General features: G+C 55.2%; 27 protein-coding genes and 1 pseudogene. 6 read left to right on the top strand and 22 right to left on the bottom strand.

What is annotated here, in order from left to right; all coding sequences use genetic code 11:
* Nucleotides 1-7: 7 nt before the first annotated feature.
* The 9 genes from AC0L6A_RS02795 to pyk form a co-directional block, all read right to left on the bottom strand.
* Entirely contained in the window at nt 8-1,255 is a 1,248-nt protein-coding gene (locus tag AC0L6A_RS02795; protein ID WP_473292053.1) for an RNA polymerase sigma factor, read from the bottom strand.
* Between the two features lie 2 nt (nt 1,256-1,257).
* Entirely contained in the window at nt 1,258-1,599 is a 342-nt protein-coding gene (locus AC0L6A_RS02790; RefSeq protein ID WP_473292051.1) for a YciI family protein, read from the bottom strand.
* A gap of 119 nt (nt 1,600-1,718) precedes the next feature.
* Entirely contained in the window at nt 1,719-2,342 is a 624-nt protein-coding gene (locus AC0L6A_RS02785; RefSeq protein WP_473292050.1) for a class I SAM-dependent methyltransferase, read from the bottom strand.
* Between the two features lie 13 nt (nt 2,343-2,355).
* The gene (pssA, locus tag AC0L6A_RS02780; RefSeq protein WP_473292049.1) at nt 2,356-3,114 is read right to left on the bottom strand and encodes a CDP-diacylglycerol--serine O-phosphatidyltransferase; all 759 of its coding nucleotides are present in this window, start codon (nt 3,112-3,114) and stop codon (nt 2,356-2,358) included.
* A 12-nt stretch (nt 3,115-3,126) separates the two neighbouring features.
* Complete coding sequence (locus tag AC0L6A_RS02775; RefSeq protein WP_473292048.1) at nt 3,127-3,801, bottom strand: phosphatidylserine decarboxylase; 675 nt, start codon at nt 3,799-3,801, stop codon at nt 3,127-3,129.
* Nucleotides 3,802-4,015: 214 nt separating this feature from the next.
* Nucleotides 4,016-4,381 carry a 50S ribosomal protein L20 gene (rplT, locus tag AC0L6A_RS02770; protein WP_473292047.1) on the bottom strand — a complete coding sequence of 122 codons (366 nt, stop codon included), beginning with the start codon at nt 4,379-4,381 and terminating at the stop codon, nt 4,016-4,018.
* 14 nt (nt 4,382-4,395) lie between these two features.
* A complete protein-coding gene (rpmI, locus tag AC0L6A_RS02765; RefSeq protein ID WP_246929037.1) occupies nt 4,396-4,596 on the bottom strand; it encodes a 50S ribosomal protein L35 in 201 nt (66 codons plus the stop codon).
* Between the two features lie 133 nt (nt 4,597-4,729).
* Complete coding sequence (locus tag AC0L6A_RS02760; protein WP_473292046.1) at nt 4,730-4,966, bottom strand: hypothetical protein; 237 nt, start codon at nt 4,964-4,966, stop codon at nt 4,730-4,732.
* A gap of 62 nt (nt 4,967-5,028) precedes the next feature.
* Entirely contained in the window at nt 5,029-6,468 is a 1,440-nt protein-coding gene (gene pyk, locus AC0L6A_RS02755) for a pyruvate kinase (RefSeq protein WP_473292045.1), read from the bottom strand.
* Between the two features lie 129 nt (nt 6,469-6,597).
* Between pyk and AC0L6A_RS02750 the strand changes: the two genes are divergently transcribed.
* The 5 genes from AC0L6A_RS02750 (at nt 6,598) to parA (ending at nt 9,297) form a co-directional block, all read left to right on the top strand.
* Nucleotides 6,598-7,338 carry an N-formylglutamate amidohydrolase gene (locus AC0L6A_RS02750; protein ID WP_473292043.1) on the top strand — a complete coding sequence of 247 codons (741 nt, stop codon included), beginning with the start codon at nt 6,598-6,600 and terminating at the stop codon, nt 7,336-7,338.
* A gap of 98 nt (nt 7,339-7,436) precedes the next feature.
* Nucleotides 7,437-7,676, top strand: a complete 240-nt coding sequence (locus AC0L6A_RS02745) for a DUF6868 family protein (protein WP_473292041.1) — start codon at nt 7,437-7,439, stop codon at nt 7,674-7,676.
* Nucleotides 7,677-7,752: 76 nt separating this feature from the next.
* On the top strand, nt 7,753-8,067 hold the full coding sequence (locus AC0L6A_RS02740) for a DUF1244 domain-containing protein (protein WP_473292040.1): 315 nt from the start codon (nt 7,753-7,755) through the stop codon (nt 8,065-8,067).
* Between the two features lie 39 nt (nt 8,068-8,106).
* Nucleotides 8,107-8,472: a DUF7668 domain-containing protein gene (locus tag AC0L6A_RS02735; protein WP_473292039.1), complete on the top strand. Its 366-nt coding sequence runs from the start codon at nt 8,107-8,109 to the stop codon at nt 8,470-8,472.
* A gap of 159 nt (nt 8,473-8,631) precedes the next feature.
* Nucleotides 8,632-9,297 (top strand): ParA family partition ATPase, encoded by a 666-nt coding sequence (parA, locus tag AC0L6A_RS02730; protein WP_473292037.1) that lies wholly within the window; start codon nt 8,632-8,634, stop codon nt 9,295-9,297.
* A gap of 120 nt (nt 9,298-9,417) precedes the next feature.
* Here the strand turns inward: parA and AC0L6A_RS02725 are convergent, their stop codons facing one another.
* From AC0L6A_RS02725 to AC0L6A_RS02700, 6 genes and pseudogenes are all read right to left on the bottom strand, one after another.
* Nucleotides 9,418-10,167, bottom strand: coding sequence for an ABC transporter ATP-binding protein (locus AC0L6A_RS02725; RefSeq protein WP_473292036.1), 750 nt, complete (start codon nt 10,165-10,167; stop codon nt 9,418-9,420).
* Nucleotides 10,167-11,018: an ABC transporter ATP-binding protein gene (locus AC0L6A_RS02720; protein ID WP_473292035.1), complete on the bottom strand. Its 852-nt coding sequence runs from the start codon at nt 11,016-11,018 to the stop codon at nt 10,167-10,169. The genes AC0L6A_RS02725 and AC0L6A_RS02720 overlap by 1 nt, the downstream gene beginning before the upstream one ends.
* Nucleotides 11,015-11,941 carry a nickel transporter permease gene (gene nikC, locus AC0L6A_RS02715; RefSeq protein WP_473292034.1) on the bottom strand — a complete coding sequence of 309 codons (927 nt, stop codon included), beginning with the start codon at nt 11,939-11,941 and terminating at the stop codon, nt 11,015-11,017. The genes AC0L6A_RS02720 and nikC overlap by 4 nt, the downstream gene beginning before the upstream one ends.
* Nucleotides 11,938-12,996, bottom strand: coding sequence for an ABC transporter permease (locus AC0L6A_RS02710; RefSeq protein WP_473292032.1), 1,059 nt, complete (start codon nt 12,994-12,996; stop codon nt 11,938-11,940). Before AC0L6A_RS02710 ends, nikC begins: the two co-directional genes overlap by 4 nt.
* On the bottom strand, nt 12,997-14,598 hold the full coding sequence (locus AC0L6A_RS02705) for an ABC transporter substrate-binding protein (RefSeq protein WP_473292031.1): 1,602 nt from the start codon (nt 14,596-14,598) through the stop codon (nt 12,997-12,999).
* A 43-nt stretch (nt 14,599-14,641) separates the two neighbouring features.
* Nucleotides 14,642-15,629: pseudogene (locus tag AC0L6A_RS02700) on the bottom strand (dipeptidase).
* A 175-nt stretch (nt 15,630-15,804) separates the two neighbouring features.
* On the opposite strand from AC0L6A_RS02700, the gene AC0L6A_RS02695 reads away from it, so the two are divergent.
* The gene (locus AC0L6A_RS02695) at nt 15,805-16,716 is read left to right on the top strand and encodes a LysR family transcriptional regulator (RefSeq protein ID WP_473292030.1); all 912 of its coding nucleotides are present in this window, start codon (nt 15,805-15,807) and stop codon (nt 16,714-16,716) included.
* A gap of 159 nt (nt 16,717-16,875) precedes the next feature.
* Here AC0L6A_RS02695 and AC0L6A_RS02690 read toward each other — a convergent pair whose 3' ends face one another.
* The 7 genes from AC0L6A_RS02690 to AC0L6A_RS02660 all read right to left on the bottom strand — a co-directional run bounded on the left by AC0L6A_RS02690 (nt 16,876) and on the right by AC0L6A_RS02660 (nt 22,951).
* A complete protein-coding gene (locus tag AC0L6A_RS02690) occupies nt 16,876-17,394 on the bottom strand; it encodes a DUF3833 domain-containing protein (RefSeq protein ID WP_473293357.1) in 519 nt (172 codons plus the stop codon).
* Nucleotides 17,395-17,472: 78 nt separating this feature from the next.
* Complete coding sequence (locus AC0L6A_RS02685) at nt 17,473-18,207, bottom strand: hypothetical protein (protein WP_473292029.1); 735 nt, start codon at nt 18,205-18,207, stop codon at nt 17,473-17,475.
* Nucleotides 18,208-18,241: 34 nt separating this feature from the next.
* A complete protein-coding gene (locus AC0L6A_RS02680; protein ID WP_473292028.1) occupies nt 18,242-18,802 on the bottom strand; it encodes a DUF3833 domain-containing protein in 561 nt (186 codons plus the stop codon).
* Complete coding sequence (locus tag AC0L6A_RS02675; RefSeq protein WP_473292027.1) at nt 18,799-20,025, bottom strand: MFS transporter; 1,227 nt, start codon at nt 20,023-20,025, stop codon at nt 18,799-18,801. The genes AC0L6A_RS02680 and AC0L6A_RS02675 overlap by 4 nt, the downstream gene beginning before the upstream one ends.
* Nucleotides 20,025-20,519 (bottom strand): chalcone isomerase family protein, encoded by a 495-nt coding sequence (locus tag AC0L6A_RS02670; protein WP_473292026.1) that lies wholly within the window; start codon nt 20,517-20,519, stop codon nt 20,025-20,027. The genes AC0L6A_RS02675 and AC0L6A_RS02670 overlap by 1 nt, the downstream gene beginning before the upstream one ends.
* Nucleotides 20,512-21,669: a class I SAM-dependent methyltransferase gene (locus AC0L6A_RS02665; protein ID WP_473292025.1), complete on the bottom strand. Its 1,158-nt coding sequence runs from the start codon at nt 21,667-21,669 to the stop codon at nt 20,512-20,514. Before AC0L6A_RS02665 ends, AC0L6A_RS02670 begins: the two co-directional genes overlap by 8 nt.
* A complete protein-coding gene (locus AC0L6A_RS02660) occupies nt 21,608-22,951 on the bottom strand; it encodes an NAD(P)/FAD-dependent oxidoreductase (protein ID WP_473292023.1) in 1,344 nt (447 codons plus the stop codon). Before AC0L6A_RS02660 ends, AC0L6A_RS02665 begins: the two co-directional genes overlap by 62 nt.
* Nucleotides 22,952-23,038: the final 87 nt, after the last annotated feature.

Below are 23,038 nucleotides of genomic sequence, written 5' to 3'. Positions count from 1 at the left end.
CAGGGTGTCAGAGGGCGTTCAATTCGTGAAGGCGGCTTTCAAGAAACGCTGCTTGTTCGGGTGCTTGGGACAGGGCAATGGCCGCGCGATAGCTAACGGCAGCCTCTTCATGGCGCCCTAAGCGGGCCAAAAGATCCGCGCGACACGCGTGAAACGGCTGATACCGGGCGAGTTTGTCTTCGTCTTCGATGGATGCCAGCAGTTGCAAACCAGCTTCGGGGCTGTCCGCATAAGACAAGGCCACGGCTTGATTGATCCGAAGGATGGGATTGGGGTGGCGTTGGTAGAGCACGTCATACAGCGCCACGATCTGCGCCCAATCGGTGTCCGTGAAAGTTGCGGCTTCCGCATGCACCGCACTGATCGCGGCTTGAAGCGCATATGGCCCAGCCGGTCCTTGGGTCAACGCGGATTTGGTCAGTGCAAGCCCTTCGGCGATCCGCCCGCGATCCCAACGCGCGCGGTTCTGGGCGTCCAGCGGTACAAAGCTTCCGTCCTCGCCCCGCCGTGTCAGGCGGCGACTGTCAGACAGCAACATGAGGGCAAGCAACCCTTTTGCCTCGGCATGGTCGGGAAGAAGCGTGGTCAGGATACGGCCAAGCCGGATGGCTTCCTGAACCAGTTCTTCGCGCATAAGCTGCCCAGACGAGGCGTGGCAGCCTTCGGTAAAGATCAGATAGATCACCCGCAGCACAGCATCGGTACGTTCGTGCAGGTCGTCAGGTTCAGGCAGTTTGAACGCGATCCCCGCATCGGCGAGTTTCTTTTTAGCGCGGGTCAAGCGGGCAGCCATGGCGTCTGTTTTGTCCAGAAACGCATTGGCAATCTCGGCGGTGGTCAACCCGCCCAGCGCCCGCAATGTCAGAGCCACGCGGGACTTTTCTTCAAGCGCCGGGTGGCAGCAGGTGTAAATCAACTCTAGTCGGTGGTCAGGGATTACCATGTCGCGATCATCCGGGTCGTCGCGGTGCTGTTCCAGCCGCAAAGCCAGCTCATCCGAGGTCCGTTTGGCGGTTTCGCCCCGACGTAGCCGGTCCAGTGCTTTGCGGCGGGCCACAGTGATCAGCCAAGCATCTGGGTTGCGCGGCGCGCCTTTGCGCGGCCAAACTTCTAACGCCGAGACAACCGCATCCTGCAAGCTGTCTTCGGCCAGTGCGTAGTTGCCAGTTGTGGACACCAGCGATGAAAGAATGCGCCCCCAATCTTCGCGGATCAATCGCGTGATAAGCGTTTGGGCTTCGATCGGAGGCAACATTGTCAGTCGAAGATCATCACGGGGCGTACTTCAACTCGACCGTATTTGGCGTCCGGGATTTTGGCCGCATAGTGCAGCGCCTCATCCAGATCTTTGCAGTCCAGAATGTAGTACCCACCAAGCTGTTCCTTGGTTTCCGCAAAGGGTCCGTCGACCAGTTCGGTCTTGCCATCGCGTACGGATACGGTGGTCGAAGTCGCAATAGGCTCAAGCGCATTGCCCCCTACCATCTTGCCAGCATCCTCAACTTCTTTTGTGAAATCCACATAGGACTGCATGTAGGGACCGAAATCATCCGTTCCCGGCTGCGGGCCATTGTCTTCGGCATTATAAATCAAACACATGTATTGCATTGGTTTTCCTTTCATCTGTTGGGAAAGGTCTATGCCTTTCTGTGTACCAGACGTTTGGGAATGGGCAAAATCGACATCTGATTGCCAAATTAGTTTACGCCAATGCCCAATCAGCTGATTTTCTTTTTGGATAGAACCAGAAACGTCATCATTCCCAGCGGCGGAATGGACTTTTTCTGATCGACCTCCAGCGAGGGTTCGCCAAGCACTGTTTCAATCTCAAAATCTGAGTGCCAACCAATCACATTGGCAAGAGGTGCCGTAACTTTTTCGATCGCAGCCAATACACCTTCTGTGCGTGCGAAATGGTTGGTGATGACCACTTTTCCACCGGGTTTAAGCACGCGTGCAATCTCGGACATGACCTGTTCCGGGTCGGGGACGACAGACAGAACATGCATGGCGGCGACTGTATCGAAGCTTCCGTCCGGAAAATCGAGCGCGCGCGCATCCATCTGCCGAAGGGATGTCACGTGATCCAAACCCAAACGTTGCACCTTGCTTTGCGCTTTGGCCAACATCTCGTCGCTGAAATCTATGCCTGTGACCTGCAATTCGGATTTATAGTGCTGTAGCGAAAGCCCAGTGCCGACGCCAACTTCAAGCACGGATCCAGTTAGGCTGTTGATAAATTCAACTGCGCAGCGCCTGCCGGCATTGGTAATGCTGCCAAAGGTTTTGTCATAAATAGGTGCCCAACGGGCGTAGGAGGATCGAACAGCTTCGATTTCCAACTTACTTCTCCTTCTAATGCTTTGGATTGCGTTTGGCCGACCAATTACCAAATAAACTCCACAGAACCATTCCAATGTAACCAACACATAACACGACCAAAGTGATCCATGCGTAGGTCAAAACTGCTGCCCCGATGAAGGCAAAGCCAACTAGGGCGAACTTAACATTGCCGCGCGGCACGCGGACCGACTTAAGGGACCAAGTCGGAACGCGGCTGATCATCAACATGCCAACTATGACGGTATTAATGCAGATGAGAAGATCCGGCAGTATCGCCGTATCCGTGAACGCAAACGAAACGGACATCGGCAACAACACCAGCATCCCCGCAGCGGGTGAGGGCACGCCAACAAAGAATGCATCTGGGGTGTTTTCGTCATCGGCTTCCGTTTTACTGCTCACGTTAAACCGGGCCAACCGCATGACGCAGCAAACTGCATAGACCAACACCGAAATCCAAGCGGCGCGCATGTCCTGCAAGGCCCAGAAATAAATGATCAACGGAGGTGCGACGCCAAAATTCAGGAAATCTGCAAGCGAATCCAGTTCAGCGCCCATCTTGCTGTCACTTCTCAGCAAGCGCGCTATGCGGCCGTCGAAGAAGTCCAGAACACAGGCGGCAACGATCAATTGAACTGCCAGCACATAGTTGCCCTGAACTCCAAACCGAATTGCTGAAAGGCCGGCACAAATGGCTGCAACGGTCAGCATGTTCGGGATCAGCTGAACAAGCGCAAAATCGGTGATCGTCTTGTCAGAAGAGGGGGTCATATTACAGCCTGTCTATCCATCATGTGCGGTAGGCAGCTCTGCGATGATCGTTTCGCCAGCCACCATGGTTTGACCTATGCTGACAAGCGGCGGCACCTCTGGGGGCAGGTAAACATCTAACCGAGATCCAAACCGGATCAGGCCGAACCGCTCGCCCGTTTGCATTTTTGCACCGGGTTTGATGAAGCAAACAATGCGACGGGCAACCAAACCAGCGATCTGAACGACTGCTATTTCTTGTCCATCGGGCAATTGAATACGCAGGCTGTTGCGTTCGTTATCCACACTGGCTTTGTCCAGCGACGCGCTTACGAATTTGCCTGGGCGATACGCAATTGCTGTGACCTCGCCTGTGATCGGCGTGCGATTAACGTGGCAATTGAAAACGCTCATAAACACGCTGACGCGGGTAAGCGGTGTATCCGCCATGCCAAGCTCTTTTGGAGGAACGGCTGGCTCGATCAGAGACACGATCCCATCAGCCGGGCTGACGATGAGCCCCGGACGGGTTGGAGTTGCGCGTTTCGGGTCACGGAAAAAGTAGTAGCACCAGATTGTGAGCCCCACACCGATCCATCCCAAAAAGGGCAAGATCAGAAATAGAACGAACGTAATCGCAGCAAAAATCGCGACAAACTTTATGCCTTCGCGGTGCATCGGCTTAATGAACGTACCAAGTAAGTGCATCTTCACCTTCCCTCGCGGCAATTAAGAGCCACTCTCAATAAGGTGGTTGAGACAGAGTGCAAGGGCAATCTCTGAAACTGGTAGCTATCCGCGTCGTCATAGGCGGGTCTTATAGGCCATCTTGCCAAACCTCTTTCTGAACAGAAGAGGAAACGCCAAACAAAAAAGCCGCAAGGTTTCCCCTGCGGCTTTCGAATACTTGCTGTTGCCAGGCTTACGCAGCCAGAGCAGCCTGCGCTTTTTCAACGATCGCGCCGAATGCGGCAGGCTCGTGAACGGCCAGATCGGCCAGAACCTTACGGTCCACTTCAACACCAGCCAGGTTCAGGCCGTTGATGAAGCGCGAGTATGTCAGGCTTTCGTCATGAGAACGAACCGCAGCGTTGATACGCTGGATCCACAGCGCACGGAACTGACGCTTGCGGTTCTTGCGGTCGCGGGTTGCATATTGGTTTGCCTTGTCGACGGCTTGACGCGCTACCTTGAAGGTATTCTTGCGGCGGCCATAATAGCCTTTAGCGGCCTTGACGACTTTTTTGTGACGGGCGTGGGTTGTGGTTCCACCTTTAACGCGGGACATATCAGTATCTCCTCTTAGCGGTCGTAGGGCATGTAGCCCTTGACGATCTTAGCGTCGGGGGCGGACAGAGCGGCTGTACCGCGTGCGTTGCGGATGAATTTCTTCGTCCGTTTGATCATTCCGTGCTGTTTACCAGCCTGGGCTCCCATGACCTTACCGGTCGCGGTAACCTTAAAGCGCTTCTTGGCGCTTGATTTGGTCTTCATCTTGGGCATTTTCGTCTCCAATCAAAGGTTACGTTTATGCACGGTGGGCATGCCACATTAGCCCACACGCACATGAAGTTGGCCGTATAGGGCCAGAATGCGCGACTCGCAAGCGTTTTTTGCCTTCTGAAATCAGTGCTGACTAGGCCTGAAAATATGCCATCCAGCGTGTAACGACGGTGTCGACGAGATGAGGAATGGATTCGATACTGTAAGCGTTCGGTTTGGCCCCTACAGCGATGGCGAGCAATCCGCCTCCGATCAGAAGCATAATCGCAGGAACACGGGGTGCGTCACCCCTGCTTAGCGCACCGAAAATAGCGGGCACCGACAGCACCAGAATTATCAGCCCGACAACAAAAAAGGTGTCATAAGTCACGATTTCGCCTCCACCAAAAGTACCAACTTGATACTCAGTGCATCAAGTATAGCTCATTTAGTTCACGTTGCGTAGATCAGACTTTCATCACACGGTGCTACACGCAGAATGTTTGTTGTGCCGGGCACGTTGAAGGGCACACCCGCCGTCACAACGATCTGGTCGGTCTCTTCGGCAATACCCGAGCTTCTGGCCGCACGGGCGGCAGACACCACGGCGGCCTTGAACCGCTCAACCACAGAGGCCGTAACAAAACAGTTGGTGCCCCAGGACAGGCAAAGACGACGTGCGGTGCCGCGCAATGGCGTCAGCGCGATGATTGGAACTCGCGGGCGTTCGCGCGCCGTCAAAAGGGCCGTGGTTCCGGATTGCGTAAAGCAGCAAATCGCCTTGATGTCCGTGGTTTCTGCAATCTCGCGCGCGGCCGCTACAATCGCATCATTAATGCCACTGCGTGTTGCCACACGAGATGCTTCGACTTGCTCGTGATAAGTGGCGTCATTTTCGACTTCGATGGCCACCGCATTCATCGTGGTAACCGCCTCTACCGGATATTGCCCCGCAGCGCTTTCCGCGGACAGCATAACGGCGTCAGTTCCATCATAGATCGCGTTTGCAACGTCAGAAACCTCGGCCCGCGTCGGCATTGGGCTTTCAATCATGCTTTCCAGCATCTGTGTTGCGACGATCACTGGCTTGCCTGCTCTGCGGCAGGAATTGATCAGGCGCTTCTGGATCGGTGGGACTGCGTGAACGGGCAGTTCAACACCAAGATCCCCTCGCGCAACCATGATACCGTCCGAGACTTTCAGAATCTCATCAAAGGCATCTACGGCCGCAGGTTTTTCGATTTTTGAAAGAACCGCCGCCCGGCCCTGCGCCAGCTCGCGCGCTTCTTCAACATCTTCGGCCCTTTGAACAAAACTTAGCGCAAGCCAATCCACACCAAGTTGACAGGCAAACTCAAGATCCGCGCGGTCCTTGTCCGAAAGCGCCGCCAGCGGCAACACAACATCAGGGACGTTCACACCCTTTCGGTCTGAAATGGTTCCGCCCACTTCGACCAAACACTCGGCGAAATCTGGCCCGCATTCTTTCACGCGCAACCGCAGTTTTCCGTCGTTGACCAACAAGGTAGATCCAGCTTCCAGCGCTGCAAAAATCTCGGGGTGCGGTAGGCAGACACGATGACCTTCGCCGGGAGTTTCATCCAGATCAAAGCGGAAGTCCTGACCTTCTTCGATATCAGCTGCGCCAGCTGCAAAAACACCACAGCGCAATTTAGGACCCTGAAGATCCGCCAAAATCGCGATTGGGCGATCCAGATCTTTTTCCACCTGCCGAACCAGAGCATGACGTGTGCGCTGTTCATCATGGGTGCCGTGGGACATATTCATCCGAAATACATCTGCGCCAGCCTCGAACAGCGCTCTGATCATATCATAGTCGTTCGACGAGGGTCCAAGGGTTGCGACGATCTTGACATTACGATGGCGTCTCACGGCGCACCTCTCTTTCATTTGGTCTTACGTGGGGTCGGATGACCTATGCAGCAAAATGTTAGCGCTGACAACTGGCGCTTGCCTTCAACCTCCCTTAAAGGAGAACTGAAACAGAAAAACAACGCCAAGATGACATACACACCTTTTCACATTTATGGCCAAGACAGGCCCGCACGCTGGTTGATCACATGCGATCATGCCGCCAACACTGTTCCTTCTTGCGTAGGCGACGGTGATCTGGGCATTGCGCCCGATGATATGAACCGACACATCGCCTATGACGTTGGCGCTGCTGCAGTCACCACTCATTTAGCCGAGCTGCTGGATGCCCCCGCGATCCTGACCAACTTCTCGCGTTTGGTGATCGATCCGAACCGTGGTGAAGACGACCCTACATTGCTGATGCGCCTTTATGACGGGACAATCATCCCGGCAAACCGGTACGCCGACAAAGCGGAAAAGGCGCGCCGACTAAACGCTTTCCACCGCCCCTACCACGATGCGCTTGCCGAACTTGCGGCCCGCCAGGAGAATACCGTGATCGTTGCGATGCATTCCTATACGCCGCAACTGAATGGTCGCGACCCGCGCCCGTGGCACATCGCGATCCTGCACGAAAAAGACAGCCGCATCGCGACGCCGTTGATCGAACGGCTTGAGCAAGAAGCCGACCTGTGTGTTGGCGAGAACGAGCCTTATGGCGGCCATTTGGATGGCGATTCAATCGACCGTCACGCCGTCGTGCAGAAACGCCCGAACGTTCTGATCGAAATCCGCAATGACCTGATCGAGACCGAAGACCAACAGCGCGAATGGGCGGAACGACTGGCCCCAATTCTGACCGAAGTACTGGCAAAAAGCGGGCTCTAAAGGCGCCGTTTGGGCAGTGTTTCCACAGCGCCCGTTCCTTGCCTCACGGGGCGTTGATCCCCATATATATAGTAGGTTTCAATGAAAGGAGACCCGCTATGACCATTGATCAACTGACAACGTTCTTTGGCTGGATGTCTGTATTAAATATCGTGTTTCTGCTTGTGGCCACCATTGGGATAGTTGTCCTACGCCCCGTGGCCATCAAATTGCATTCGTCGCTGTTTCCGCTCAGCGAAGACGCACTGAACAGCGCGTATTTCAACTATCTTGCCAACTTGAAGATACTGACCCTTGTTTTCTGCGTGGCCCCATGGATTGCGTTGAAATTGATGTAACTCGTATCGCGCCCGGTTGACCTTGCCGGGCGCAACCGTTCCAATGCGCCAAACCGCCATTCAACCGGAGCCCATCATGGATGACCAAACCCGTATCGAGATCGAAGCCGCCGCCTTTCGCCGTTTGCAAAAGCACCTGATGGAAGACCGCACTGATGCTCAGAACATCGACATGATGAACCTTGCGGGTTTTTGCCGAAACTGCCTGTCGCGTTGGTATCAGGAAGCCGCCAACGAACGGGGCATTGAAATGACCAAAGACGAAGGCCGCGAGGCGTTCTATGGCATGACCATGGCCGAATGGAAGGCGAACCATCAGACCGACGCCAGCCCGGAAAAGCAGGCAGAGTTCGAGGTGGCATTTAAAGAGAACGTGACAGACAAGCCGTAAGCGTTCCGAATGCTCAAAGATAGTCGAGGTTGAAACAAAGTGGCCGATTCCGAGATGCGTTTGCCGCTCTGGCTAAAGGCAGAGTTGAAGCAGATCATGGCATCGCTTGTCGATGAAGACTACGAAGGTCTGGTCGCGCAGACGAAGGGCATTCGTCTTCCTGCCGATGAAATGAGGCGTGCCATCTCCGAGTACGGGAGGCGCTTAGTCCTTCCTCCGGAAAATCATTATTCAAGCTCTACTTTTGGAGAAATTATAGTTGGCGAACTGTCATTCTGGGTAGATCTCCCTTTTTACACTGAGGAAGAAGGAAGGTCCGATCTCGAAGTGCGTCTTACGATTTATGAGCGGCGCGGCCCCAATGGTCGGTGCCTTTTCGAAATAGACGGCATTCTCGTTCCATAGCGATCCTTACAACGAGTTCTTAGACCTTCCACACCAGTTTCGTCGCATCGATAATGGCAGAACCCTCGGTTAAAAAAACCAACCCGCAATAGCTCTATCGCCTTTCTTCCCTCCAAGTGGTATGCTGCACCGCAGAAAAAGCATTTGGAGGCTTATCTCATGGGCGGTCGGATCATCTGTGTGGCGCAACAAAAGGGTGGCGCGGGCAAAACAACGCTCGTGTCCAACTTGGCAATCGCATTTTTGGCCGAGGGGAAAAGCGTGGCCCTTTTGGACACGGACCCCCAAGGCAGCCTTGGTAAGTGGCTGGATATTCGCGAAGAAATGCTGGGCGAGGATGAAAACCTCCGGTTCTCGACGGCGACCGCCTATGGGATTTCGCGTGCCATACGGGGTCTCGCCAAAGAGGCCGACGTCATTCTGATCGACACGCCCCCGAAAGCCGACAGCGATGTGCGCTGGGTCCTCGGTGAGTCGGACCTGGTGCTGGTCCCCGTCTCCGCCAGCAAGGCCGATGTCTGGGCAACCAATGATATTCTGGACTTGGCGGATCGGGCTGGGAAACCAACGAATGTTGTCATGAACCGCACACGCAACGGTACGCGCGTTGGTGAACAAGTGGCCGAGTCGGTAGCCGAGCTTGGGGCAAACCCGTTGCAGTCATCATTGTCGAACAGGGTGATCTATGCCGAAGCACTGGGACGCGGTCTGGGTGTGATTGAGGCAAAAAGAAGTGGTCCCGCTGCAGACGAAGTGCGTGCGCTCGCTGGCGAAGTGGCTACTGTTCTGAAACTGGAATACAATCCCTCGCGTCAACTGGCTTAAGGCCGCGAATTTTCAATAAAAAAGGGGCCGCATGCGCACCTTCTGCTTATTGGTGTAAGCACTACATCAGGGCATAAAGTGAACGCCGGCTTGGCCTCAAGCTCGTGAAGATGACGTCGATTACGCCACAGCAGACGCCGCAAGCAAGGATCGTGAATAATCGTGCTTGGCTGTGCCGTGTCGCAGGTCGTCGGTCTCCATAACCTCAACAATCTCTCCGTCTTTCATGACGGCAAGCCGGTCGCACATGTGTCCGATCACGGGCAAATCATGCGAAACCATCAAGTAGGTCAATTTATGCTCGTCGCGCAGGTCGGTCAGCAGGTTCAGGATTTCGGCCTGCACAGATACGTCCAGTGCCGAGGTCGGTTCATCCAGAAGCAAGATATCCGGCTCGCCTGCCAGCGCGCGCGCTACGGCCACCCTCTGCCGCTGCCCACCCGATATTTGGTGAGGATAACGAAAGCGGAACTTGCTTCCCAGCCCCACGTCATCCAGCAGTCTGACGACCCGTGCGTCGATGTCTTTGAAGCCATGAAGGTGAAGCGTTTCGCTGAGGACTTGATCCACCGTGTGTCGCGGGTGAAGCGAGGCATAGGGATCTTGAAAAACCATCTGCACGGTTTTGTAGAATGCGCGGTCCCGCGTTGCGCCCTCCAACCGCGTGCCTTCCACGGTGATTTCACCAGACCATGTGGGGGCCAATCCGGTGATCGCCCGAAGGATGGTCGATTTCCCCGACCCGCTTTCGCCAACCAGGCCAAAGCTTTCACCAATGCCCACGTCAAAACTGGCGGCTTTGACCGCATCCACGCGGTCGCGATCAATCCCAAACCAAACGTTCAGGTCCTTGATGGTCAAAGCAGTCATCAGCTTCCCCCCACGCTTTCACTTTCGGCCCAAGCGTCATCGCGCTTAAGGACTTCAAGGTGCTTCTTCGGCTGGTCCAATCGCGGCAATGAGTTCAAAAGCCCTTGGGTATAGGGGTGCTTTGCTTCGTGCAGCTTATCTGCGTCACAGACCTCGACGATGCGACCTGCATACATGATTAGAACGCGGTCACAGAACTCGGACACAAGGTTCAAATCGTGGCTGATAAAGATCAGGCCCATGCCTCGCTCTTTCACCAGCCCGTCCATGATATCCAACACTTGTCGTTGAACCGAAACATCCAATGCCGAGGTCGGCTCATCTGCAATCAAAATCTGCGGGTCCGGGATCAACATCATCGCAATCATGATGCGCTGCCCCATGCCGCCCGACATCTCGTGCGGGTAAGCGCGCATGACGCGCTCGGGATCACGGATCGACACGGCTTCCAACATGGCGATGGCTTTTGCGCGGGCCTGTGCCTTCGATGTGTTGTTGTGCAGCAGATAGGCTTCCATGATCTGATCGCCGATGGTCATCACAGGATTCAACGAAAACTTCGGATCCTGCATGACCATGGATATCTTCTGACCACGTACTTTGCGCATTTCGGGTTCAGACAGGTCCAAAAGGTTTTGCCCTTCAAGGCGGATGGCGTCCGCCTCGACCATTCCGGGCTTTCGGATCAGGCGCAGGATGGCGCGGCCCGTCATCGACTTTCCTGATCCACTTTCCCCGACGATGCCCAGCCGTTCGCGTTCCAATTTGAAGGACACACCGCGCACTGCATCAAAGATGCCCTGACGAGTTGGGAACCGCACCCAAAGGTTTTCGACTTCAAGCAAGCTCATTGACTTCCATCCTTCGGATCAAGCACATCGCGGAGCCCATCCCCCAAGAGGTTGAAGGCTAAAGACACAGTAAAGATGGCAAGCCCCGGCACGGTCGCGACCCACCAGTGATCAAGAATGAAACGGCGACCTTCTGAAATCATCGCGCCCCATTCCGGGCTGGGGGGTTGAGCGCCAAGTCCAAGGAAGCCCAAGCCTGCGGCCGCAAGAATGATCCCCGCCATGTCCAGCGTGACCCGCACGATCAGGGACGAGATGCACAAGGGCCAGATGTGTTTTGTGATGATGCGCAAGGCACCTGCGCCTTGCAGGCGTATCGCGCTGATATAGTCTGCAGATCGGATCGTCAGCGTTTCCGCCCGTGCAATCCTTGCATAAGGCGGCCATGCTGTAAGTGAGATCGCCAGTACAGCATTCTCGATCCCAGCACCAAGCGCTGCGACAAAGGCCAGAGCCAAGACAAGGCGCGGGAAGGCCAGAAAGATGTCGGTGATGCGCATTAAGATCGTATCGGTCCAACCGCCCACATATCCGGCGACTGTGCCCACCAACAGCCCCGCAACGGGCGCGATCAGCGCCACAAGCGCCACGATGTAAAGCGTAATGCGTGATCCATAGATTAGACGGCTAAGGATATCGCGGCCCAGGCTGTCCGTGCCCAGAAGGTGACCGTCTGAGCCCAGTGGCTGCAATCGGTTGCTAAGGCTTTGTTCAAACGGATCATGCGGGGACAGGAACGGGGCCAGTAAAGCCACCAGCAAAAGCACCAGCAAGATGCCCAGCCCAAACATGGCCATTGAGTTCGCCCTGAGTGTCAGCCACCCCTGATACAGGTTTGCCAACCGTGCATGACGGCGCGACGTCGGCGCGTCAGTTACAAGCCATTCGCGCCAGCTTTGATGTTGAGAAGTCACGTCGCTCATTTCGACCTCGGATCAAATATACGATACAGAAGGTCGGACAGGATATTGAGGCAGATAAAGATCAGCCCAACTACAACTGTGCCACCCAAAACGGCGTTCATATCAGCGCTAAGAAGCGCGGTGGTAATGTAGCTGCCGATACCCGGCCACGAGAAGATGATCTCGGTCAGAACGGACCCTTCCAGTAGGTTGGCATAGCTCAGCGCAATGACGGTGATCAGCTGCACGCGGATATTCTTAAACGCATGGCGCCAGATCACGGCACGCTCGGACAGTCCTTTGACCCGAGCCGTGGTGACATACTCCGCCGACAGCTGTTCCAGCATGAAGGATCGGGTCATCCGGCTGATGTACGCCAGCGAGTAATAGCCGAGCAAAGCAGCGGGAAGCACGATATGCGAAAAGGCGTTTCGGAACACCGACCATTCGCCTGCAATGGCGCTGTCCAGCAAGATCATCCCTGTGCGCGTCGGCACGATATCTTGATAGAAGATGTCCAGCCGTCCGGGCCCTCCGACCCAGCCAAGCACGCCGTAGAAGACCAAAAGTCCCATCAGGCCAAGCCAGAAGATCGGCATGGAGTAGCCAACCAACGCCACAACCCGCGCGATCTGGTCGATCCAAGACCCGCGATTGACGGCAGCAACAACGCCCAGCGGCACACCAAGCACGATGCCAATGATGACGCCAAGTGAGGCAAGTTCCATCGTTGCCGGGAAGACCCGCGCGATGTCTTCAGACACAGGCCGGGCGTTCAACAGTGACATTCCGAAGTCACCGTGCACTACGTCCCAGAGGTAGTAAAAGAATTGAACAATCAAAGGCTTGTCCAGGCCAAGCTGTTCGTAAACAGCGTCATATGTGGATTGCGACGCGCGTTCGCCGACGATTGCCAGAACCGGATCAATTGGCATGACCCGCCCGATCACAAACGTCACGAACAACAGCCCAAGCATCGTCACTGCGATTGACCCAAGCGTCAGGAGAGTCCCCTTGATCCAGGGGTAGAGAGGCGCACGGCGGCGCCTCTCTTCGTTGGTATCACTAACCGCCATTTATTTGGTGATCGGCCAGTAGGAAACTGCAGTGGTCGCACCACCCAGATTCACGTTCTGAACATTGTCGCGCATCGCAGCCTGTTCGATCTTCTGGAACATCACAGCAAACGGTGACATATCGCGGAATTCAGACTGAATGTCGCTATACATCTGCTGACGCATATCGCGATCGTTTTCGACAACAGCGGCGGCAACCTTGTCGGTCAACCCGCCCGTGTCCCAGCCATTACGCCATGCCAGAAGTCCAGTGGCATTCGCTTCGTCCGAGTTGTCGGGATTATACGCAAACGTGCCTGCATTGGTGTGCGGGTCAGGATAGTCCGGGCCCCAAGCGCCAATATAGACGTCCAGATTGCGTGAACGATATTCACCCAGGATTTGCTTTGCAGTCCCCACGGTGATGTTCAGCTTGATCCCAACCTGTGCCAGAGCGTTCTGGTAAGTCTGAGCAATCTCGATCCGCTCTTGTGCTTCACGCACACCTGCGGTCAGTTCAAGACCCTCAGGCACACCAGCTTCAGCCAGAAGAGCCTTTGCTTTCTCGACATTCAGGCTGAATGGATTTTCATCCACAGCGCCCAGGAAAGTACGCGGCAGGAAGTTCTGGTGGATGGTGTATTGACCATTCAGGAAGCTGTTTTGCATCCCCTCGTAGTCCACCAGATACTTCATCGCCTGACGAACTTGCGGCTTTGAAAGCTCAGGATGTTTTTGATTGAACGACAGATACATCAAACGGCCACGCAGTTCGTCATGGATGACCACGCCGTCCGCGTCGCGCGCACCAGCAACGTCTTCTGGGTTCAGGTTACGAGCCATATCGATGTCACCACGTTCAAGCAATAGGCGCTGCGAGGCGCTTTCCTGCACATGGCGTACGATCACACGCTCCATCGTCGGCGCACCCAAATAGAAGTCCGGGTTCGACTGAAGCGTTACGCTTTCATTTGGCTTCCAGCTGACCAGTTTGTAGGCACCGGAACCGGCTGAATTGGTTTTCAGCCACGTGTTGCCCATGTCTCCGTCAGCTTCGTTTTCCATGACGGTTTTCATGTCGACGATGCCACCAATCGTGGAGGTCAGGCAGTTCAACACAAACGACGTCGCATAGGGCTGATCGGTTTTGATGGTGACGGTGTTGCCGTCAGCAACAATGGTTTCACCGATGTTCTCAGCCGTAAAACCGAACTGGGTCAGGATAAAGGACGGTGTTTTGTCCAAAACCACTGCGCGGCGCAGCGAAAACTCGACATCTGCAGCGGTCACTGGATTGCCGGAATGGAACATCAGACCCTCACGGATCGTGAACGTGATCATCGTTCCGTCATCAGACACCGTCCAGCTTTCCGCGATCTCGGGCTGATAGCCAGCATCCAGATTGGCCGGATCAAAGTTGACCAGCTTTTGATAGATGTTGCGGCTGACGTCCGATCCAGCAAATTCGAAGCTTTCAGCCGGATCCAAGGTGGTGATATCGTCAATCCGGTTTGCAATCACCAGCATATTGGCCGGCGTTTCAGCAAATGCCGCCGGCACCGAAGTGACGGCCAGGGCAAGCCCAATGGCTGCACCGGACATAAATCGTGTTAGGGAGTTCATTGAATAACCTCTCTGTTAACGTTGGATCTGGTCCGCATTGCCGTCATGACCCCCAGGTCAGTTCCAGCACACGTAACCAGTTTTCGTGGCACAGTTTTTTGATGAGTTCCTCACCAAACCCGTGCTCTCTCATTGCCTGTCTGAGTTTTGGAAGGGCCGACACTTCGGTCAACTCCTTCGGTACGACTGCTCCGTCGTAATCAGAGCCAAGTCCGACCCTGTCTTCTCCTAAAATACCAATCAGATGATCCAGATGGCTAAGCATCTGCGTGATCGGTACATCAGCTAGCATTTTGCCGTCTTTTCGCAAAAATGCCACTGCAAAGTTCAACCCAACCATGCCGTCGCTTTCCGCAATCGCGCGCAACTGGTCGTCGGTCAGGTTACGTGAATGTGGTGTGATCGCGTGCGCATTAGAATGCGTCGCGACCAATGGCGCCTCGGAATGGCGTACCACATCCCAGAAACCAGCTTCATTCAGATGCGAAGAATCCACCATGATCTTCAGCATGTTGCACCGCTTGATCAATGCAAGACCGTGGTCGGTTAACCCAGCGCCTATGTCCGGGGACGACGGGAACCGAAACGGCACACCGTTTCCATAGATGGTGGGGCGGCTCCAGACCGGACCAATGGAGCGCAAGCCAGCTGCATGAAGAACGTCAAGCATGTGCAGATCGGCATCAATCGCTTCAGCACCTTCCATATGCATGATCGCCGCCATCTTTCCTTCGGCAAAGGCTGCGCGCATATCTGCCACGCTGCGGCAAATCTTCAACGCGTCTAGACGCTCAAGCTCCAATAAAATGGCGATCTGAGACGTCACAACGGGCAGTGCATCGCTGCATTCTATCGCCTCGGGCAACTCCAGATCGTAGCTGTCTTTGGTCATCTCTTGGATCTTTCAGATCCAGATCCGTGGGGGACGGTACGAAGACCGCAAAGAACCCGCCGCCAAATCCACCGATCTTACTTCTGGGCAAATCAATTGCTCCGCTTCGCCCTTCAACAAACGAGGTTGCCTGCCCCATCCCGCCTGCGCGGTAGAGTTTCAGCAAGACATCATTGTGACCATCAAAGACCAATGGAGCTGCAGCAGACACGATTTTTTCTCCCAAGTTGAGGTAACTGTAGCAAAGAATATGGTATTGTCTTATGAAATAGCTATGCGTTTTTATCATACTCCTATTCGTGGAATACCTACTTATGAGTAAGTCAAAAACCCATCATTCAATCTCGGAATACAACGCTTTACGGGCTGTTATGCTGGCTGGTACGACAACCGGAGCAGCCCGCCAGCTTGGGATATCTCAATCAGCCATCAGCCGTTCGATCGCGAACCTTGAAGGCAAGCTTGGGCAAGTATTGTTTGATCGGGAATCAGGGCGACTGGCCCCTACACAGGCTGCCGTCCGTCTAAATCGAAGGCTTGATCCGCTTTTCGAAGCGCTCAGTCGCATTGATGGGCCGACAGAGCCAATACGCGAGAATCTACGTCTCATCGCACCACCAACCTATGCGCACCGTTTTCTGATCTCTTCGATCAGCAGTTTTCTGAAAATGAACCCGGAGTTTCATGTCAACTTTGAGGTCAACACTTCCGAAGAGGTCACCCGCGGAGTCATCGAGGATCGATTTGACCTGGGCGTGATCGGTGTCGAAATTAAGCGGGCCGAGTTGCAGCTTCTGCCATACCGAAAGTCATCAGCCGTGTGCGTGCTGTCGCCTGATCATCCACTGGCAACGCGGAAAGAAATCCTGCCCGAGGATCTGCATGGCGAAGACATGGTTGCCCTGTCCTATCGACACGAGCGTCGTGGACAACTGGAACGTCTTTTGCATCAAGCCCGCGCCGAGCCGAATGTCGTGGCCGAGGTTTCCACCTCTTTCGCAGCGGCAGATATGGCGAAGGAAAAGCTGGGACTGGCTGTGATCAACCCATTCCCGCTTTATCATTATCGTGCAGATGACCTTGCGTTTGTCCCATTCCGATCGCCCATCCGGTATCACAGCTATTTTGTGACATCGAGCACCCGCCCCATTCCACGGACTGCGCGAGTTTTCATGAGACACCTGCGCCTACACACGCCCAACGACCCATTCTCGCAGAAAGCGTAGGGTTTCTTACGACACCGTGCCACATGGGTCTTGCGCATAGGTGACAGAGTTTCACCGGCGACCGTACGACTTCAAAGCAAACCTGAAATCCAGATCCATAACGGCCATAAGAAAGTGGTATTATTCTCCGCCTCTTAGGTCGACGCTGTGAAATACCTTCTATTTCTTCTCAAACACGATAATCGCTTCGCCGATGTGAACACCGTAGCGCGATACGTAAGCGCGATTCAGCACCCGATCATCATTAAGCAACCACATCCAATCGTCAAAATCGACGCGCATCGTTCCCTTTCGAACTGGCAAATCGATGCGATAGGTCCAGTTGAACGTATCCCCGTTTTCACGACCCGTCGCTGTTCCCAAGACACCGGGTGCCGTCCCTGTCCAAGTGTCCTTACCGGTCTTTTCAAGCGTCCAGATACGTTGTTCTGTTTCACCGTCATCATAGGTGAAATCTTCGACCAGCGTCAGAAAGCGACCGTCCCATGTTCCCGAGATTTGGACATTGAACCGTCGTTGGACTGTACCAAATCGGTCTTGAAACTGACCATGAGCGACGGTGTTGCCCTCAAAGAATTCCTCAAGGTTAAACGAACGCTTGGAAAGAACTTCGTCATCCAGATCCGGGGTCCCGAAGCAGGCAGACAGCGTGAGCATTGCCAATAGAGCGAGTGTCATTTTCATGGGTCTGTTTCCTCTGTTCGTGGCTCGATTAAACGAGCGGTTTGGCGATGGTCAAATTCTGAAGCTGTGTCTTTATAAAGCGTGTCCCGGCTGACCCGCGTGTCTTCGCAAAACGAAGCCAAGGGCCAACGCCGCAATTCCGAAAGCAGACAGCACTATGGCCGGCCAGTTTTCGGTTGGAAGATTTGCGGCGATCACCCCGGAAAGAGCCCACATGATTGCTGCTGGATAAGCCCACTCAGCTGGCCTGCGCGACTGGACTGAAAGAGCAACCAGCAAGACGATTACCAGCATGAACAATGCCGCTGTTTGGGCGGTCAGAACCCCGTATCCGCTTATGACAACGCCCGCGCCGACCCCGGTCGCTGCCGTCAACCAGCCAGCATAAAGCGCCACTGGACGGACTTGCCAGACGCGGGCATCGTCCCCAGCACGCAGCATTGCGACGATTGCAAATACGGCCATTGCTAAGATCATGATCGTTGCCAAGATCGGCGCAACGTTCGCCGCAGCGATCCAGAAAATACCAAGGCCAAGGCTTACCAACAACGGCAAACGCATCTTCTGCCATTGGCGGTCACGCGGTGCGTTGAACCACCCCCAAAGCGCGCCTGCGATCAGCCAGATGTAGATCACGCCCCAAATGCTGAAGGCCCAGCCTGCGGGTTGAACCGGCCAGAAGTCCAAAACCACTGGAAATTGTTCTGGCCTGTATCCTGCAAAGTCGCGGGTCAGAAATGGGGACAGCATGAAGGCCACCGTTGCAAACACAACTGCGATCGCGAGTATGGGAATGTTTCTTGTCATGCCGCCAGATCCTTCTTGTTTGGGTGAACCGCGGTTACTGCTGCGCAGCATGGTCTGGGCGCATCGTGGCAATCAGTTCAGCGACCTTGATGCCGAACTTACGCATCTCGGATTTGTTCATGATCACGCCATTCTCAGTCAGGTAAAGCCAGTCGGTAACAGACAGTGTGTGGCCCCCTGCCTCTTCGGGAAGCACGATTTTATATTCCATCTTGATGGTTGACCCCGAGACTGTGCCACGCGCCTCACCGATTAGGTCGTCGGCCGTGGCAGTGAATGTGTTGCCTTCACCCAGTTTCAAGAACCATTTGCGGCTTTGCTGTTTGCCGTTGGAATAGGTGAACTCCTCGCTCAGCGTTCCGGTATCACCGTCCCATTCACCAACCATTTTGGCGACGAAGCTGTTGGTCATTTTGCCCGTCGGTCCATAGATCAGCCCTTCGGACAGGATCGGGCCGGACAAGTGCGTTTTCAGCACGAAGGCGGGATTGGTGCTTGCGTAATCCTCGGGGCTTTGCGCGCGGAAGCTTAGAAGCAGGGATTTGGCAACCATCGCTAAAAGTACCAGCAAGGGAAGGATGGTAAGAAGTTTCATGTGGTTCGACCCTCAGAGGGGAGCGCAAGGACAAGGGCCATTGCGCCAAGTTTCAGGATGCAGGGAATAACAGCGTAAGAGACGTTCAAAGTGGTCAGTGCATGGGCACTGTTGGGCGCGCCGGGCGCGAACCCGCTTCGCTCAAGCAAGGGCAGGACAAGGAAGGCGGCCAGCGCAAGGCCGAGCTTGCCAGCGAAAGACCAGATACCAAAAGCCAGCGACGGCTCAAGCCCCGCCCGGTTAAGCGCGACCGAGAACATGGCGGGCAGGATCACCATATCTGCGCCCAGCGCCGCCCCCGAAGCGATGCAAACCATCGCAAAGCCAACTAGGTTTCCGGGCGCCAGAAACGCCGCGCCGGCAAAGCCGAGGATGGCAAGCGGCATGGCAATCAGAAGGGTCAGTTTTGGCCCAAAACGATGGCTTGTCCGTGTCCAGATTGGAAGGCTCAGGCCAGCGCTCAAGAAAAACAGGATCAGTAAGGGGCCGGCTTGGCCCGGCAATTGCAGTCGGTCTTCGACGAAGAACAGAAACAGGGTGGACGTGATGGCGACAGGCAAGCTGTTGACCAATGCCAGCACCAAAAGTCGCATCGCGCCGGATTGGCTGAGACCAGAAAGCGACAAGGGTTCGCCCGGGATCGGTTGACGCTGCCAGATAGGGAATGAGATGGCGGCACAGGCCACTGCAAGCGCGCCCAGAAACAGCCCAAACGCCGGATAACCCTGCGCGCTTGCGCCCATTGCCACAAAGATCGTCGGCACGATGGACGCGACCACGACACCGGTGAGCATCCCCCCTTCGCGGAAGGCGGCCATGGTCATCAAATCGCGCGGCGCTGGAGATGCCGCAAGTGTCGCACTGCGGGCGTAAAGCAGGATCATGCCCAGGCTGTAGGACGAGAATAGCAGTACAAGGATTGCGATGATCTGGGCGACAACGTTCGGACCGGAGTTCAGCGCAAACAGCAAAGGAAAGCCGATTGCCAACCCAAGGGCCGCCGTGATCGCGAAAGTGCTTTGTGCCCGTGGCCAGCGGTCGATCGCCCAACCGATCAGCGGATCCTGCACAAGATCAACAAGCCGGATCACCAAAAGAATGGTGCCAACAGCGCCCAATCCAATTCCCAAATTCAACGACGCGAAACGGGGCAGATGGATGTAAAGCGGAATGCCCGCCGCAGCCAGCATCAAAGCATAGAGACTGACGCGCGGGTACAGCATCACTCGCCTTTCAGTTTGCGGGTAAAGGATTTCGAACGGGTGTTCTCGCCCAGAAAAATGCCCATGAAACGGGACTTAATTTTTGGGTGCGAGAGCGTACAGGTGGGTTTGCCATTCAGCCAGAATGCAATCTTGTTCTGCCCCTTTGACACCGCCGTATAGCGATCACCTTTGCGCACATCGTCAAAGCAGGTGCTCAGCTGATCACGGACCGGTAAATCCGACCCCAAGCGCGCAAGCTCGCGCATTGTGCTTTCAACCAGATCAAACTCTGTAAGGTTGCGCATGTATTGCAGTTCAAGCCCAAAATCCTTGCTCCAATCCAAAGGTGCGCCGGATTGGGTAAACAGCCGCGCTTTGTAGAGCGGGAACCCCACGAACCGGAACGTCGCAGCGCCTCGCAGCTCGGCATCTGGCAACACGGCCTCAACCGTATTCGCCTGCGCGCTGATTGGTGTCAAAAGCAACCAGAGAAGGGCGATGCATCTACGCATGGGCGAGCTCCACTTGGACCACATTGGTGTGACCCACGGCGAAAGATGCCGCGCAAATCTCAAGGTAATACTGCCAATTGCGAAAGAAACCCTCGTTGTATCCCATCTCGGCAATCCGGCGTTTCTGGGCGCTCAGGCGTTCGGCCCAGATCCGGCAGGTTTGGGCATAGTCCCGACCAAAATCGAAGCTGTCGCGCACTGCAAAACCGGCGGCGTTGGCTTGGCTCGCGATCACGCTGTCGGACAACAGCATGCCGCCGGGAAAGACATATTGGCGGATGTAGTCGGACGACGTCTTGTAGGTTTCAAAGAAACTGTCTTTGACGGTGATTGCCTGCAACAGCACGCGCCCACCTTCGGCAAGATTGCGTTTTAGTGTCTGGAAGTAGCTGGGCCAGTAGCGCGCGCCGACGGCCTCGATCATCTCGATCGAGACGATGTTGTCATATTGCCCGTTGATGTCGCGATAGTCCCGCAGCTGAATGTCAGCGCGCCCGTCAAGGCGGCATTCCGCATAGCTGTGCTGATTGCGCGAGATCGTGACGCCTGTCACATCCCGGCCTTCCTGACTGGCATGTTCTGCGAAGCCACCCCAGCCGCACCCAATCTCCAAGACCCGGACACCGTCTCCAAGCCGCGACAAGGCGCGGTCATTCTTACGGGTCTGCGCACGCGCCAGATCAGTGTCACCATCATCAAATAGACCGGACGAGTAGGTCATACCGTCATCCAGCCAGAGCGCGTAGAATTCGTTTCCAACGTCATAATGGGACCGGATGTTCTTGCGTGATCCACGGCGCGAGTTCGCGCGCATCACCGTATCAACCAATCGAAACTTCGCCTTGTGAAACGGGCTGGCCTGATCATAGGCACCAAGGTGGTCACGGTTGTTCATCGCCAAGGCCATCAGGCCTTCAACGGACGGTGTGTCCCACATCCCTTGCACATAGGTTTCCCCCAGCCCGACCTGCCCATGTGCTGCCATGGCTGACACAGCCGCCCAATCACGAATGACCATTTCCGCTTCGGGACCAGACGTTCCGAAGTGATAGCGTTCACCCTCGGGCGTGCGCAGGGTCAGTTGACCGTCACGCAGACGCTCGCATGTCGATAGGAAGTTCGACTTCAGGGCTTTGTTCGTGAAACGCATAATCCATTCCTTTGAATTGGTGACTGTTGGTAAGCTTGCGGACGATGCGCATTGCGCTGGCGATGCCATCTTCGTGGAAACCGTGCCGGTTCCATGCACCGGCGAACCACGTGTGGTTTTGCCCCTGCATCTGACGGATAACCTGCTGGGCCTTCAGGGCAGCTTTGTCGAACACCGGATGTTGAAACTGCACCTCGTCATAGATCGCATCCGTAGGGATGGGCTTAGAGGGGTTCAAAGTGACGAAAAGCGGATCGCTTTCAGGGATGGCCTGAAGCTTGTTCATCCAATAGGTGACGCCGATGTCACCGTCTTGCGACCGATAGGACCAACTTGACCAAGCGGCCTTGCGACGCGGCATCTGCCCGGTGTCGCAATGAAGCACAGCCTTGTTGGGCTGATAGCGGATGTTTCCAAGGGCAGCGGCCTCAGCTTCGGTGGCGTTTTCGCCAAGGATCTTCAAAGTTTGATCAGAATGGCATGCAAGGATCAGCTCGTCGAACGTAGCCAGTTCCGCGTCGCCGGTATGGATGTGAACGCCAAAATCGTCGCGCTGCACATGCTTAACAGGAGTGCTCGTGCGAATATCACATCCACGCGCGACCAAAGCAGCCTCTAGCCTGCGGACATATTCGATGCTGCCGCCTTTGACGGTCCACCACTGGTGCTCGCCTGCACCTGCCAAAAGCGCGTGGTTGCGAAAGAACTGCACCAGCGATTTCGCCGGGAACTGGTCCACTTCAGCGACGGGCGTCGACCAGATCGCGCCACACATCGGCATCAAATAGTTGTCGCGAAACCACTTCCCCAATCCCAGCTCGTCCACCAGCTCGCCGATGTTTTTGTCGTCGTCTTTGGCAGCGGCCTCGGCGTGTTTTCCAAACCGAACGATATCGGCGATCATCTTTATGAATTGCGGGCGCAGCAGGTTGCCTTTTTGCGCCGTAATGGCGCCTAGGGTGTTCAGGCCATATTCCAGTTGGCCGTCATTGATGCTGGCACCAAAGCTCATTTCGCTTTTGATCACCGGCACGTCGAGGTCGCGAAACAGCCGTGTCAGGTAAGGATAGGTGACATAGTTGAAAACGATAAAGCCCGTATCGACCGGTTGGTCGCCGTTCTTGCCTGCCATCACCGTGCGCGCATGCCCGCCCAAACGCGGAGCAGCTTCGAACAGGGTGACATCGTGAAAGGGTGCCAAATAATACGCGGCAGAAAGGCCCGAAATGCCGCCGCCAACAATGGCGATCCGTTTGCGGGGGCCTTGGGTTTGATCGTACATGCTGTCCTCGCCTCAGGGGTGGTATGAGTGGATTACGTAAGGCCTTGGCATCTGGATCATTTTTGTTTGGAAAAACTTTCCACTAAA

The sequence above is a fragment of the Aliiroseovarius sp. D2-2 genome (genome assembly GCF_055809455.1).
Note: the sequence above shows the minus strand (reverse complement) of the source record. Positions and strands in the feature narration are given on the sequence as shown.